This is a genomic window from Pseudomonas fragi (genome assembly GCF_002269505.1).
Classification (GTDB): domain Bacteria; phylum Pseudomonadota; class Gammaproteobacteria; order Pseudomonadales; family Pseudomonadaceae; genus Aquipseudomonas; species Aquipseudomonas fragi_D.
In genome coordinates, this window is the sequence record NZ_NQKQ01000003.1 from 229,183 (window position 1) to 243,048 (window position 13,866).

Consider the following 13,866-nt stretch of genomic DNA (forward strand, 5'->3'; position numbering starts at 1 on the left):
CAGACGGTTGTTTTGTTCGTCCATACAGACGAAGCGGCGAGGCGTGTTCAGCCCTAGAGTGAGCCGCACACAAGCACGTTTTCTAACATCCGGAGGCGCGTCCCCATGTTTGTCGATCTCACCCCTGAACAGCATGCCCTGCGGCTCAAGGTCCGGGACTATTTCCAGAACCTGATGACCCCCGAGCTACGTCAGCAGATGCGCGGTACCGAAGGTGGCGAGCTGTTTCGCCGCACCATCGCGCAAATCGGTCGTGATGGCTGGCTGGCGGTTGGCTGGCCCAAGGCCTATGGCGGTCAGGGCTATGGCCCAACCGAGCAATTGATTTTCTTTGAAGAAGCCAATATCGCCGGTGCGCCACTGCCCTTCGTGACCATCAGTACCGTAGGCCCGGCGCTGATGGCCCACGGCTCAGCGCTGCAAAAGGAAAAGTTCCTGCCGGGGATCGCCGCCGGGGACATCAACTTCGCCATCGGATATTCCGAAGCCAGCGCCGGCAGCGATCTGGCGGTCTTGAAAACCTCCGCCCGCGAAGATGCCGACGGTTTTGTGGTCAATGGCAGCAAGCTCTGGACATCGGGCGCCGATGCGGCGGACTTTATCTGGCTGGCGGCGCGTACCGATCCCGAACAGGCGCGGCACAAGGGGATTTCGATCCTGATTCTCGACACGCTTGCCCAAGGGTTCTCCAACACGGTCATCCCGACCTCCGGCAACCCTACGGCGGCGACTTATTACGATAACGTGCGGGTGCCACGCAACATGCTGGTGGGCGAGCTGCACGGCGGCTGGAAACTGATCACTGCGCAGCTCAACCACGAACGCCTGGGCCTGGGAGCCTGGTCAGACAAAGTGGTCAGCCTGTTCAATCGCGTCTACCTCTGGGCACGCAGCGCCGATGAGCAGGGCCATCGCGCCACTGATCTGGCCTGGGTCAAGCGCGATCTTGCCGAGTGCTATGCGCGGCTTGAGGCCATGCGCCTGATCAACTTTCGCATCGCGGCCGACCTTGAGCGTGACCGGGTGGACGTCGCCCTGGCGTCCACCACCAAGGTCTATGGCTCGGAGTCGGCGATCGAGATCCTGCGCAAGCTGTCAGCCATCCTCGGTGCCAGCGGCCTGACCAGAACAGGTTCGGCAGCGGCTTATCTGCTGGGTGAGCTGGAGTATGAAGTGCGGGCATCGGTGAACCTGACCTTCGGCGGCGGCACCAATGAAATTCAGCGCGAGCTGATTGCCCAGTTCGGCCTGGGCATGCCCCGCACACAACGCTGAGTCACGCCGTGGCGTAAACATTGGAGATAAGGATGAACGATTTCAACAACGCAACCCTGCTGTCCAGTGCCGAGCGCGGGGTAGTGCCGCGGGAGCAGACGCAGGCAACTCTCGATCTGCGGGCCGCTGCCAGCGCCCGGATCAAACCGGCTGATCGCTACACCCTTGCCGATCGCCTTGAAGAGCAGGCCCTGCGCCACGGTGAACGGCCTTTTATCATTTACGGCGAGCAACGTTTGAGTTACGCCCGGATCAATGCCCGCGCCGACCGTTTGGCCCATGTCTTGTATGCCCGCGGCCTGCGCCCGGGTGATGTCTGCGCATTGGCCATGGAAAATCGCCCGGAGTTTTTCTGTTGCTGGTTCGCCCTGGCCAAACTCGGTGTAGTGGTCGGTTTCGTCAATACCCAGGTCAGTGGCCGGCCATTGGTGCACGCGCTACAGGCGATTGATGCCAAGGCCATGCTGGTCGGCGAAGAGGTACTGGGCAACGTCCTCGCCACTCAAGGCTTGCCGCCGGTGCCCTTGTGGCTGGTGGCGGATGCCGAGCAGCCATGGACCGCAGACATGCCGTCACAGGTCGATACCGGACTGGCTCAAGCCCTGGTCACTGCCCCCGATACACCCTGGCCCCGTGAGCTGCGCGCCAACTTGAGGGCCGAAAGCCCGTGCCTGCTGATTTTCACCTCGGGCACCACAGGCCTGCCGAAAGCGGCGCGTTACAGCCACATGCGCTGGATGTCGACCGGCGACATCATGGAAATCACCCTGCAGACCACGACCCATGACGTGTTCTATTGCTGCCTGCCGCTATACCACGGTGCGGCGGCCACCTCGGTGACCTCCACGGCACTGAAAACCGGCGCAGCCATTGTGGTGCGACGCAAGTTCAGTGTTCGCGAGTTCTGGGGCGACCTGCGCAAGCATCAGGTCAGCGTCTTCCAGTACATCGGCGAAATCTGCCGTTATCTGCTCAACCAGCCCGAAGTGGCCGGTGAGCGCGAGCACAGCCTGCGCTGCATGCTCGGCGCCGGGTTGACCCGCGAGACCTGGCAGAACTGGCTGCGTCGTTTCGGGCCGATTCAGGTGTTTGAAGGCTGGGGCTCCACCGAGTCCAATACCAACGTGGTCAACGTCGACAATTACCTCGGTGCTTGCGGCCGCGTGCCGTACTGGGAAAAGAGCAACCTGCGCCTGGTGCGCTATGACGTTGAAACCGACAGCCATCCACGGGACGAAAACGGCTTTTACCAGCTGTGCGAGACGGGCGAGGTGGGCGAAGCCCTGGGCTTTATCATCGATCATCCTGAGATCGGCGGCGGGCGTTTCGAGGGGTACACCTGCGCGCAAGCGACTGCCGGCAAGATTCGCCGCAATGTGTTCCGTGAGGGGGATGCCTACTGGTGCTCCGGAGACCTGCTGCGTTTTGATGAGGACGGCTATCTGTATTTTATCGACCGTATAGGCGACACCTTCCGCTGGAAGAGTGAAAACGTTTCAACCCTTGAGGTAGCCGCTGCGCTGGGTGATTTCGAGGGCCTAGAGCTGATCAATATTTATGGTGTGCAAGTGCCCGGGCAGGAGGGACGCGCCGGCATGGCGGCGGTGTTGATGCAGCCGGCCCGGGACTTCGACCCCCAAGCCTTCTATGCCCTGACCGAGGCGCGCTTGCCGCGTTACGCTGCGCCGGTATTTGTGCGGGTATCGGCGGCGGCGGACCTGACCAGTACCTTCAAATTGCGCAAGGTTGACCTGCAGCGCCAGGGTTATGCCCCCGCAGCATTCAGCGACCCGCTGTTTATCCGCGATGACAGCAGCCGCAATTATGTGCCGTACAGCGCACAGGTGCTTGAGCGCATCGGCCTGGCCGCCTTTGTCGGTGATGCCGGCCAGTGACCGGACGGGCAAGCGGGGTAGGCCATTTGGACGATGCCCCGCGGGCCATGCACAGCGACTATCGGTGAACCTCAGTCAGCAGCGGTTGCGGGCACGGCATAACAATAAAAAACGGGCAGGGCCCAGGCAGTGTCCCGTGAGGAGAGGGCGATGGATAATAGCGGTTTGAGTGTTCAGACCCTGGCAGACATGGGCTTGAATCTGACCGAGTATGACAGCCTCATCGGCGAGTTTTACGATGGCTCGCTGGACCCCAAGCTGATGGCCAAGACCCTGCGTCATGTGCGCAGCCTGTACCAGGCCAACTATGTCATCCTGATCTTGCGCGTCCCCGATCAGCCGGACCTGGGGCTGATGATAGTGGTCGGCGACATCGAGCGCGAAGGCGAGGTCAGTTACTGGGCCTACCCGCAAGCGGTCACGCCTTTCAACAACCCGCCAATGGACCAGGTGTTCACCGTCGACGACCTGATGAGCGAAGAGCAGTGGACCCGCTCGGTTTACTTCAAGACCTATGGCACCGTTCATGACACCTACCACATCATGGGCGCTGACATTTCCACGCCTGATGGCGGCAAGCTGCGTTTTCGCATCACCCGACCAAAATCCGCCGCCAATTTCAACGCTAGCGAACGCACGCTGTGCGGCATGTTCATACCGCATCTGCGCCGTGCCATGCATGTGCACAACCTGATCGACCGCAGTGAATCGATGAGTGAACTGTACTCGCAGGCAATCAGCCGTTTATCGGTGGCCACCATCGTGCTGGATCAACAGGGCAAGGCTCTGAGCCTCAACCCGATGGCCAGCGAGCTGCTGGAGCAGGCAGATGGTCTCAAGCTGGTCGGCGGGCATCTTGAGGCGACCTATCCCAGCGACAACCGCGAGCTGCAACGCCTGGTCCGCAACGCCTTTGCCGGTGACGGCAACAATGTGCAGCAAGGCACGGTGGCTGAAGCCATGTCGGTCTCCAGGCCCTCGGGGCAGATCAACCTGGGCGTGGTCGTCGAGGCCATTGCGACCCGGGACTGGGCCGAGGGCAAGGGCGCGCCAGGGGTAGTGGTGTATATCCGCGACGCTGTCGGGCGCTCGCTGGCCAGCGAAACCCTGACCAAACAACTGTTCAACCTGACACGGGCTGAAACTGCGCTGGCAATGGAGCTGGCCAATGGTCTGTCGCTGGAAGAAGCCGCCGAGGCGTTGAATGTGCGCCGTAACACGGCAAGGGCGCATCTGCGCTCGATTTTCTCGAAGACCGGCGTACGCCGCCAGACCGAACTGGTGCGCATCATCCTCAACAGTGTGGTTGCCCTGGGCAAACCCGGGCTGGCGATAGTGCCCGGCGCCAAGGCCAGCAGGAAAAAAACCGGATTGACGCAAAACAGCGCCTGAAAGCAGGCATTGTTAGTCCATGCGGAGGATGAAGGCGGCAGCGGGTTCGGTGAAAATCCAGCGGGTACAGGACCGGGGATTTTCACACGAGGACAATAACAATGACCAAACTCGCAGCAATCAACGTTGACAGTATTCTGGCCCCTCGCTTTGGCCGGGGCTGGCATTGCCTGGGTGATGCCGCTGACTACCGTGATGGTCAGCTTCACACGCTGAATGTTTTCGGCACACGCTTGCTGGCATTTGCCACGGCCAGCGGCCAGATCAGTGTTATCGATGCCCATTGCCCGCACATGGGCGCTGACCTGTCGCAGGGCACCCTGGAAAACGACCGGGTAGTGTGCCCGTTTCACCATTGGCAATACGACGCCGCTGGCAAGTGCGTCGAGATCCCGTATTGCAAGCGCATCCCGCCAAAAGCCAAGACCCGGCGCTGGTTGACCTGCGAAGAAAACAACCTGCTGTTCGTGTGGAACAACCCTGAGGGCAAGGCCCCGGCAGACAACGTGGTGATCCCCCATTTGCCGGAGCAGGACAGCGACGAATGGCTGCATGACTGGCACATGGACAAGCTGATCATCGAGACCAACCCGCGGGAACTGGTCGACAATCTGGCCGATGCCCAGCACTTCGGCCCGGTGCATGGCACTCCGACCAAGTACTTTGCGAATATTTTCGAGGGCCACATTGCCCAGCAGATTTTCCACGGTGACTCTGACCGGCTGGGCGGTGACCTGGTTGCCGAGTCTGCGTATTACGGCCCGGCGACGCACTTCACGCGCATGCGCGCAGTATTCGAGGGCATGGAAATTCACTCGATCCTGCTCAATTGCCACGTACCGATCGACGCCAACAGTTTCGAGCTGCGTTTTGGCTGCATGGTGAAAAAGATTCCGGGCTGGAGCGAAGAACAGAGCAGGGCGCTGGCCCAGGATTACGTGCTGCGCAACCGCGATGCCTTCTATCAGGACGTGGTGATCTGGCAGCACAAGATCCGGGTCGACAAACCGGTGCTGGCTGAAGGTGATGGTCCGGTCTATCAACTGCGCGACTGGTACGCCCAGTTCTTTATGGACGAAGACAGCATGCCGGCATCGATTGCCGAACGCAGCGAAATCATCACCGTCGACCACCGCTGATTCATCCCGGGCAGGAACGCGCAATGAACATGAGTGGTCGTAAAACCTTGGCGATCATGCTGGCTGCCAGTTTCGCCTCGACCATTGGCGGTTTGCCGTTCAATACCTTGCCGATCCTGCTGGGTTCGATGGTCGACAGCCAGGGCTTGAGCGTCGAGCAGATCGGTTTGCTGGGCGCAGTCTGTTTTGCCGGTTACCTGCTGGGCACCCTGATGGCCGTGGTGCTGATCGACCGCCTGAACTGGCGCTGGCTGACCCTGGGCTGCGCCACTGGCGCCGCTACGGCGTACTGGATGTCGTCATGGCTGCCCGCCACGGCGCAGTTGCCGCTGTGGGCATTGATCGGTTTTTTTGCCGCACTCATGACCTGCCTGGGCATGCGCATCATGGGCGAAATGGCCAACAAGGAGCGCGCCCTGGGCTTGCGCCTGGGCATTGAACTCGGCGTGGTGGCGGCCGTGTTGTTTGCTTTGCCATCGCTGGTAATCGCGTATTTCCACTACACCGGCGCCGTCGTGATGCTGGCAGCGATTATCCTGCTGCTAAGCCTCAGTGCCCTGGCATTGCCCAGGCGAGAGGACTTTATCGACCAAAGCAGGCTGCCACAGGGTGGTTCGGTGCTGTCACGTTTTCAATTTCCGCCGGCGGCTTATGCGGCGCTGGGGTTTTTCTTCCTGTTTGGTGCCGGGCAAATCGGCCTGTGGGCATTCCTGGAACGTCTGGGCCATGGCCTGGCCTTGCAGCCGACCGAACTGGGTATCGTTTTTGCCGTATTGAAGCTGCTAGGTGGCGCGGCGGCGCTGATCCTGGCTGCGATCGGTGACCGCCTGGGCGTACGCGCACCGCATATCATCGTCATGCTGGTGCTGGGCACCGGGCTGTTATTGCTGGGCAATGCCGAGGGCTTTGTGATGTACGCCGCGGGCGCATGGATCTGGGAGGTGGGTTTTACCTGGGGCTGTGTGTATCAGACCGCTGCAATTGCGCGGCTGGATCCTAGTGGTCGCTCGATCATGTTGATCCCCGGGGCGTTTGCCTTGAGCTCCATGGCCGGGCCGGCACTGGCCGGGCAACTGGTGGGTCAGGGTTACACGATGCTGTTGTCGATAGCCGCTGCTTGTGCGGTGATCCCGGTACTGGCGTTTACCTGTTTGCTGGCCCGACGCTTGAGTGGGGAGGGTGTAGAAGTCGAGCGGGTGGTAGCGGTGTGATAATTGGTTGATTGCTGGTTGACGGCTTTGGCCGCAACGGCTGTAAGCCTGTATTTGTCAGACCCGATAGCCCGCAATCAGGTTAGAGTGTTCATCAATTAATTAATCGTTATGTGAAGAATGAATCGTGCGCTGTTTGTTGCTCTGGATGGGCCCAAGGGATCTGGCAAAACCACACTGCTGGAAGCCGTCACCAAAGCACTGAGGGCAGACAACAAAAAGGTCATCCGCCTTTGCGAGAAAAAAAGCGATCCCTGGCGAGGTGAAACAATGGCCCTCGTGAACAAACTCGTCAGAAATCCCGACCGGGAATTAGAGTTGCGGGTTTGTGAGCGCCTTGCTGAAAGCCGTAGCTGGATTTCCCGGCATGTATTGGCTAAACAGCCACCCGACAGCATCATCCTGATCGATCGCTGGTACCCCTCTGATGCCGCATTTCGCCGGATAGTCCCGTTTGCAGAGATTCTCCAGTTGAACATTGATCGCAACGTGCAAGTCCCGGACCTGCATGTCGGGGTTGTCACCGCCCCTGAAATGTCATGGGCGAGGGCAGCGGCCCGATCGCGCGGGCTGAACAGTACGGTGATCCATAAGCTGGAAGAACATGTCGATTGTACCCGGGCGTTCGAGCGGGCGATTGCAGATCACGGCTGGGTTTTATGCCGTAATGAAGGAACAATCGAAGACGCAACGATGCAGGTGGTTTCACAGATCCATAAAGTCTTCAATGCCCCGTAAACACAGTTTGCCGCGCCGGTGTTGATACGGTTGAGAGAGGCTGTTGCGCGCAGATGCGCTGGTTTGTAGGAATTGTGGGATGGCTCTGTTAGTGAAAACGGATGAATTCATGTCATCTATGCCTCTTAATTAATACGGACGGTTCCAACAGATCCAGGACGCTGCCAAGGAAAACCGACTGACAGTGGCCTTGGCAACTGGCAAAGAGGCAGCCCAGTGCGGCTGCGTCGGCAGAGCCTGACGATTTGTCGATCACTCAGGCTTGAGTACCGACTCGATATCGGAAAAATCGAATTTGCTCGCTGCCGAACAGACGAGTATTTTCAATTAAACAAAGTGTTTATGGCGCTCTCCAAATACAAATACTGACATGACCAGCTGCGCGCTGCATCAAGCTTTGATGGCGGCGAATTAGGAAGTTTGCCACAACATTCACCTGCACTTTTCGTTGGGGCCGATCCTATATCAAAGAGCTACTGTTCTTTGAATTTGCTTGTTTGGTTCATGGCAAACAACGAAGGCTTGAGATATTGAAGGAGCAGGGGTATGTATACTGGTGCTATTTTCATATCATTTGATGCCGTTGCTGTATCGGGCATAACTGTCGAGGCCTTGAAAGTGGCCAAGCGTCTTGGGCACAATGATATCAAGTGCTATCTTGATCTGGGCTATGACATCAAGGTCGACAAAGGTAACTTCAACAAACCCTATGGCGACGAACGAGACATTTATCGAAGTGTATTTACGCTCGTCCGAGTTGAAGGTATCGATTCACTTCCGAATTACAGCGTGGGATTTATTACTCATGCGCATGACGTACTGATCGGCCAGAGAACTCCTGTTTCTCCCGAGCGTAGAGAGCAGCTACTGACCTTGATTCAGAAGTTGTCAGAGTCCCTGGCCTGGCGAATCATCAAGCTATGGGAATCATTGAGCATACGCTATGTGTTTGTTGAAAATGGAACACTTCCGGAAAATATTATTTATACAAAAGCGCTGTACCAGGCCATTGAAATATACGGAAAGAATCAGGGTCTGGGCAACTTCGTCATCTGGCGCGATCACGACTTGATGTGGAACAGTGAAAAAACGGTTATGAAGTATGGGGCAGAGCCTTATCCCCACGCGGTCAAACCGGTGCGCTCGCCTTATATCACGTATGTAACGCTCAATGAACATTTGAAAAACAGGCTTGAGCAATGGTGCGACCATCAGGTTAAAGTCGTGGTGCGCAAAAACACCTACGATTTCGATAGGCAGGGCGCCAAGGTTAATATCAGGAACGGCCTGGGCATTCGAGAAAGTGATTTGGTGATTGCCCGGACCACACGCATCATTCCTCAAAAGCGACATGACCGGGATATCTGGCTGATCCATCGACTGAGCCTGCTTTTTGCTCGCAATGGCGGGGAGCGTAACGTGTATCTTGTGGTGGCGGGGGATCCACATGAGCACTCAGCCTACTTTTCCGAGTTGAATAAGCTTGCCAGACAGCTTCAAGTCATACACCTGGTAAAGTTTATCGGTTCGTTATCCCACGCTTGTATGCCCTCGAAAGAAAACACCATCACCATCGAGGATCTTTATGACGCCTGCGATCTGGTTTCCTTTCTAACGTCGTGGGGGTATGACAGTTACGGCAACCCGGTGGGAGAGGCCATCAGCAGCCAGCGTTGTTACATGACGACCCGCTATGAATATTACCATGAGGTGTATGGTCAATACGGGTTTAAAGCGCCTGTTATGGATATTTCGCAAGCGAGTGACGGGCTGCCTGATGACAGGTTCGTCGAAGAGGTCTACCAATTACTGAATAATAAAAAGCTGGCGACGGAAATAGTCAGGCACAACTTCGAAATTGGTCGGCGTTTCCTTTCCAATAATATCGTCGATATACTGGGATTGAATGATGCCGGAGGTGTTATGCGTGACGCTATATTCGTGTCTGTCGTGTTGCCCGTCTATAACGAGTCTGACCGTATCGATACTGTACTCGAATCTCTGTTCAGTCAAAGGACTCGGGACGGGCTGATCACCCATTCCACCTATGAACTGATCATCGTTGACAATAACTCCACCGATGATTCGGTACAGAAAATCAACGCCTTCAAGGGGGATAACCCCTCTCTGGATATCCACGTCATACAGGAGCGCGTGCAAGGTGTTTCCTCTGCGCGAAAGCGAGGCATGGACTATGCCTCTGTACGTGCAACCCAGCGGGATCTGCGCCTGGGCACCCAAAGTAAACACTACATTGTATCCGCTGATGCCGACTGCACAGTCGACACTTATTGGCTGCACGCGCTGATCGAGAAAATGATAGAGCAAGACGGTGACTTGGGTACCTGTAATTACTATTACAACGAAGACTCTTTTCATAAGCGTCCCAACTTGTTCAAAGAGATCCAGAAGACTTTGCGCTGTCGTGAGCTGTCGTTTTCGTTGTTCGGCGGTTTCCCGGATGGCAAGGGCTTTGCCGTGGAACGAAGTTTCTACGATAAGGTGGGGGGTATCGAAATTTTCTATCAGCTACAAAACGGCCGCTTTGTAGAGCATCTCTCAGACGACTGGGATTTCGGTATTCGAGTCATTGCCTGGGGGGGCAAGCCGGTTTATGCCCATGAGTCGCGTATCGAAATCAACAGCCGCCGGGTAGACACCCTCCTCGACGAGGTGATCACAGGCAATGCCTATGGGCAGGACGGGATCATCATCATGAAGGATGTGCGTCCGGATGTAGAAAAGCAAACGCCCTCCCAATGCGACACCAACCCCGAACAGTCGCGCCAGGCCTGGAATTATTCGATCAAGGACTACGCCCCCAAGAACGTCGTTCTTCCCGCGTTACTCAACCCCCATATTCTGCTGGAAAACACGGCCGTGCGCCTGTTCTTCACAGGGCCTGTGGCTGACCGTCTTTACCAGCGTATTCATGAGATCAAAAATGAATCACGCATCATCGACTTCAAGCCCATACACGCTTACAAGACTCCGGCCTATCGCCTCTATTTCGAATTTCGCGAGGAAATTTTCAGTGCGCTGCGCCGTGCAGTGGGTGAGGACATAGGTTTTCCTCCGCCCTTGCCTGATTGCTTCAATGATGTGAAAACCGAGGACTACGAACGGTTCGTCTACTACTTCTGTGAAGACCGCGAGTCTGGTGAAGCCCATAACTATTTTGCCAATGGGGGTGTATTTTGATGAACAGTGAAGCGCTTGGTTCTCTAAACGACCTCGACCCGAATTACCCAGTGCCCCGGGTACATGATTTTCTTTCCCGCCCGGTCAACAGTACCTTTCTGGATTATGTTTTCAATGATCCGTTCGGCTGCCATGTTTTTCCTGGCGATATCCCGGACTATCCAATGCCTTCGTTTTTTGCAGACATGGACCGCGATATCACTCAGGCCAGGCAGATTCATCTGTGGGCTTACATTCCCACTTGCCGCTACCGCTGTCATTTCTGTCAATACCCCACGATTACCCTGAATCCCAAAAGTGCTTCATCCCGGCAAGTGTTTGTGGATCTGGTGGATTACAACATCAAGGAAGCCAGGATGTGGCTTCAGAAAGTCCCAAGCCTGGCCAAGGCCGAGGTTGGCGAATTCAATATTTTTGGCGGCACACCTTCGCTGCTCCCGGAACCCGAGCTGCGTCGGCTGATGGATTTTTACCTGCGCCATTTCAATTTCTCGGCCGCAACCATGCGTTTCGAAGGCGAGCCGGGCAGCCTTGACCGAAACTATCTCCTGTTGTTGAAGGAGCTGGGGTTCACCAAGATCAGCTTTGGTGCCCAGTCTTTCGATGACCGCATCATCTCTGCCTGTGGGCGCATGCATTCGGCCGCCGAGTGCGAGGAGACCATTCGCCATGCGCGGGAAATAGGTCTGGATTGGGTCAGTATTGATCTTATCTACGGCATGCTGGGCCAAAGCGTAGACAACATAAAGTACGACATGGAAAAGACGCTTGATCTTGAGCTTTCCCATGTGGTTATCACCAAGTTGCACATGCAAGAGTTCATGAAAACGCGAACCGGTGTTTCAGGGGACCGACAAAGCCATTGGCAACGAAAAGGGTTGATCGGAACCGACAGCATGACTTTTCCCGGTCTGGGCAAGCAGTACCAGATGCGCGAACTGGTTGAGCAGTACCTTACGCCCGACTATCACGAACACCCGACAATGTATTTTCATCAGAACCACCTGCAGCCGGAGAAATGGAAGGGGATCATTACCGATCTCGAGACCCAGTATCCGGAAGTCGCTATCGGGCTTGGCGGAAGTTCGAAATGCACCCGTGCCGAGGCCATCAACATCACCGGCTACAAAAAATACAAGGAGGCGCTTGATGATGACCGTCTTCCCATCGAAGGGAGCCGTGGTGTCTCGCCGCTGCAACGGGAGGTCAACGCTTTCAAAATGGCGCTTTCCACGCTAGTCCCTGTGGATGACGCCGTATTCAGGCAACGTTTCGAAGGCAGAAGTTTTTACGACAATCCGATCATCAGTCTTGCGCTGAAAACCCTCCTGGACAAGGCTCTCGTGACCGTCGAAGACAACAGGGTGAGCCTGACGCAAGACGGCGTGACGCTGGTCGAAGCCATCATCAACACGCAGTTCGTCACGCCGCAGGTCTGAGGAGGGATCACAGATGACCAAGCCAGATACTTGCGACACTCCGGTTTTCAGCCTGTATTACATCGCCATCGATACCGAGGCTGGCGTTACGCCGCAACAGTTTGAAAGTTTTGTGCGCCGCAAGGGCGTGCACATTGCGTGTTATCCCGGCTGGAACTGGACGTTGTTGCGAGGTATTCGGGGGGAGAGGACCGGGCAATACCTCATGCTCTTCGAAGTCGACAATGCTGCGCAACGCGATCTCTATCTGAACGCAGACGGCAACAAGACCACGCTTGCCCATGAGTTCTGGCTCGAGCATCCCGAAAGCCTGGACATTCTTGGCGAGTGGAAACGCTACGGCACGTTCAGTGAATTGCCTACCCTTTATACCGACTATCGATTGCTGGCGCAGAACACCAGAAGCAATGTTGCCTGTGGTCCGCGTTACCAGGAACGTGCCGGTCAAGCGCCTGTCGAGCGGGTCATCGGCATTCACAATCTGGCGTTGCGCGCGGGCGTTCTGGCACATACCTTCGAGACCTTTATCGCGCAGAACCACCACCGTATCGAGGACTATCCCGACTGGAAATTCCGTTTGCTTAAAGGCGAACGGGGAAACCGGCTGGACCAATACGTGGTGCTGATGGAGATCACAAGTCTGGAGGCGCTGGATGTGTTCTACCCAGAACCTGATATTGCGACCGATCAGGCCGCGACATTCGCCCGAACACATCGCGATACCAAGCAGATGTATGAGGAGTGGAAGCAACTCGCTTCGTTTTCCGGTTCACCACAGATTTACACTGACTATCTGTCGGTAGCACAGAGCATTGGTTGAGGCGAAGAGTTCGGTAACCGCGGCGAACGGCACTGGCAATCTTCACCAGCAGCGTTCAACACGAGGCATCTTCTTTATCGCCGGGCTTGCGCCGATTCAGGCTGTCGGGCTAGTCGTGATGCTGATTGCGCTCTTCGCCCTGCATGCCAGCGGGCATTTACTGGGCAGGCGTGTAATGGATAGCGACGATTGCGGCGGCGCCTTTCAGGCCCTGTCCCATCCCGGAGTCCTGTTTATCGCTGTACTGTGCTTTTTGGTCTTTTTGATCGAGGGCGCGATGCTGGACTGGTCAGCCGTGTTTCTCCATATGGAACGCGGTCTGGACAAAAGTCAGTCCGGGTTCGGCTATACGCTGTATGCCAGCGCTGTCGCATTGAGCCGGTTTTATGGCGACCGGCTGGTAAAGGCTTATGGTCGCCAACGCTTGCTTATGCTGGGTAGTGCCTGTGCCTCGGCCGGGCTGCTGCTGATCGTTGCGATCGATCTGCCGGTTGTGACGCTGGCAGGCTTTATCCTTACCGGCATGGGTTTGTCCAACATGGTCCCGATCCTGTTCAGCGCTGCAGGCAACCAAACCGATGTTCCGGCTAACTTTGCGCTGTCAGCCGTGACCCTGATCGGCTACATGGGCTTACTGAGCGGTCCGGCACTGATCGGCTATGTGGCTAATTAGTGGAGCCTGACCGCAGCGTTCAGCGCGGCAATCGTGATGATGCTGTTTATTTGTGCCAGTGCCCGACGCATTGCACGCAACGG

At 56.6% G+C, this 13,866-nt stretch carries 10 protein-coding genes; all 10 read left to right on the top strand.

Going from position 1 to position 13,866, the window contains the following annotated elements; translation table 11 throughout:
* Positions 1-105: 105 nt before the first annotated feature.
* Positions 106-1,275, top strand: a complete 1,170-nt coding sequence (locus tag CJU81_RS04850) for an acyl-CoA dehydrogenase family protein (RefSeq protein ID WP_095035718.1) — start codon at positions 106-108, stop codon at positions 1,273-1,275.
* 32 nt (positions 1,276-1,307) lie between these two features.
* Positions 1,308-3,170, top strand: coding sequence for a long-chain-acyl-CoA synthetase (locus tag CJU81_RS04855; RefSeq protein ID WP_095035719.1), 1,863 nt, complete (start codon positions 1,308-1,310; stop codon positions 3,168-3,170).
* A gap of 150 nt (positions 3,171-3,320) precedes the next feature.
* Positions 3,321-4,562, top strand: coding sequence for a helix-turn-helix transcriptional regulator (locus tag CJU81_RS04860; RefSeq protein ID WP_095035720.1), 1,242 nt, complete (start codon positions 3,321-3,323; stop codon positions 4,560-4,562).
* Positions 4,563-4,663: 101 nt separating this feature from the next.
* Positions 4,664-5,701, top strand: coding sequence for a Rieske 2Fe-2S domain-containing protein (locus CJU81_RS04865; RefSeq protein WP_095035721.1), 1,038 nt, complete (start codon positions 4,664-4,666; stop codon positions 5,699-5,701).
* Positions 5,702-5,724: 23 nt separating this feature from the next.
* Positions 5,725-6,912 carry an MFS transporter gene (locus CJU81_RS04870; protein ID WP_095035722.1) on the top strand — a complete coding sequence of 396 codons (1,188 nt, stop codon included), beginning with the start codon at positions 5,725-5,727 and terminating at the stop codon, positions 6,910-6,912.
* Positions 6,913-7,032: 120 nt separating this feature from the next.
* A complete protein-coding gene (locus tag CJU81_RS04875) occupies positions 7,033-7,650 on the top strand; it encodes a dTMP kinase (RefSeq protein ID WP_095035723.1) in 618 nt (205 codons plus the stop codon).
* A 546-nt stretch (positions 7,651-8,196) separates the two neighbouring features.
* Positions 8,197-10,851, top strand: coding sequence for a glycosyltransferase (locus CJU81_RS04880; RefSeq protein WP_095035724.1), 2,655 nt, complete (start codon positions 8,197-8,199; stop codon positions 10,849-10,851).
* Complete coding sequence (locus CJU81_RS04885) at positions 10,851-12,290, top strand: radical SAM protein (protein WP_095035725.1); 1,440 nt, start codon at positions 10,851-10,853, stop codon at positions 12,288-12,290. The genes CJU81_RS04880 and CJU81_RS04885 overlap by 1 nt, the downstream gene beginning before the upstream one ends.
* A 13-nt stretch (positions 12,291-12,303) precedes the next feature.
* Complete coding sequence (locus tag CJU81_RS04890) at positions 12,304-13,110, top strand: hypothetical protein (RefSeq protein ID WP_095035726.1); 807 nt, start codon at positions 12,304-12,306, stop codon at positions 13,108-13,110.
* Positions 13,103-13,783 (top strand): MFS transporter, encoded by a 681-nt coding sequence (locus CJU81_RS04895; RefSeq protein WP_254924773.1) that lies wholly within the window; start codon positions 13,103-13,105, stop codon positions 13,781-13,783. The genes CJU81_RS04890 and CJU81_RS04895 overlap by 8 nt, the downstream gene beginning before the upstream one ends.
* Positions 13,784-13,866: the final 83 nt, after the last annotated feature.

What these genes read in the sequence shown, in the direction of transcription:
- CJU81_RS04850 (WP_095035718.1), top strand. Translation starts at nt 106, where the DNA reads ATGTTTGTCGATCTCACCCCTGAACAGCATGCCCTGCGGCTCAAGGTC.
- CJU81_RS04855 (WP_095035719.1), top strand. Translation starts at nt 1,308, where the DNA reads ATGAACGATTTCAACAACGCAACCCTGCTGTCCAGTGCCGAGCGCGGG.
- CJU81_RS04860 (WP_095035720.1), top strand. Translation starts at nt 3,321, where the DNA reads ATGGATAATAGCGGTTTGAGTGTTCAGACCCTGGCAGACATGGGCTTG.
- CJU81_RS04865 (WP_095035721.1), top strand. Translation starts at nt 4,664, where the DNA reads ATGACCAAACTCGCAGCAATCAACGTTGACAGTATTCTGGCCCCTCGC.
- CJU81_RS04870 (WP_095035722.1), top strand. Translation starts at nt 5,725, where the DNA reads ATGAACATGAGTGGTCGTAAAACCTTGGCGATCATGCTGGCTGCCAGT.
- CJU81_RS04875 (WP_095035723.1), top strand. Translation starts at nt 7,033, where the DNA reads ATGAATCGTGCGCTGTTTGTTGCTCTGGATGGGCCCAAGGGATCTGGC.
- CJU81_RS04880 (WP_095035724.1), top strand. Translation starts at nt 8,197, where the DNA reads ATGTATACTGGTGCTATTTTCATATCATTTGATGCCGTTGCTGTATCG.
- CJU81_RS04885 (WP_095035725.1), top strand. Translation starts at nt 10,851, where the DNA reads ATGAACAGTGAAGCGCTTGGTTCTCTAAACGACCTCGACCCGAATTAC.
- CJU81_RS04890 (WP_095035726.1), top strand. Translation starts at nt 12,304, where the DNA reads ATGACCAAGCCAGATACTTGCGACACTCCGGTTTTCAGCCTGTATTAC.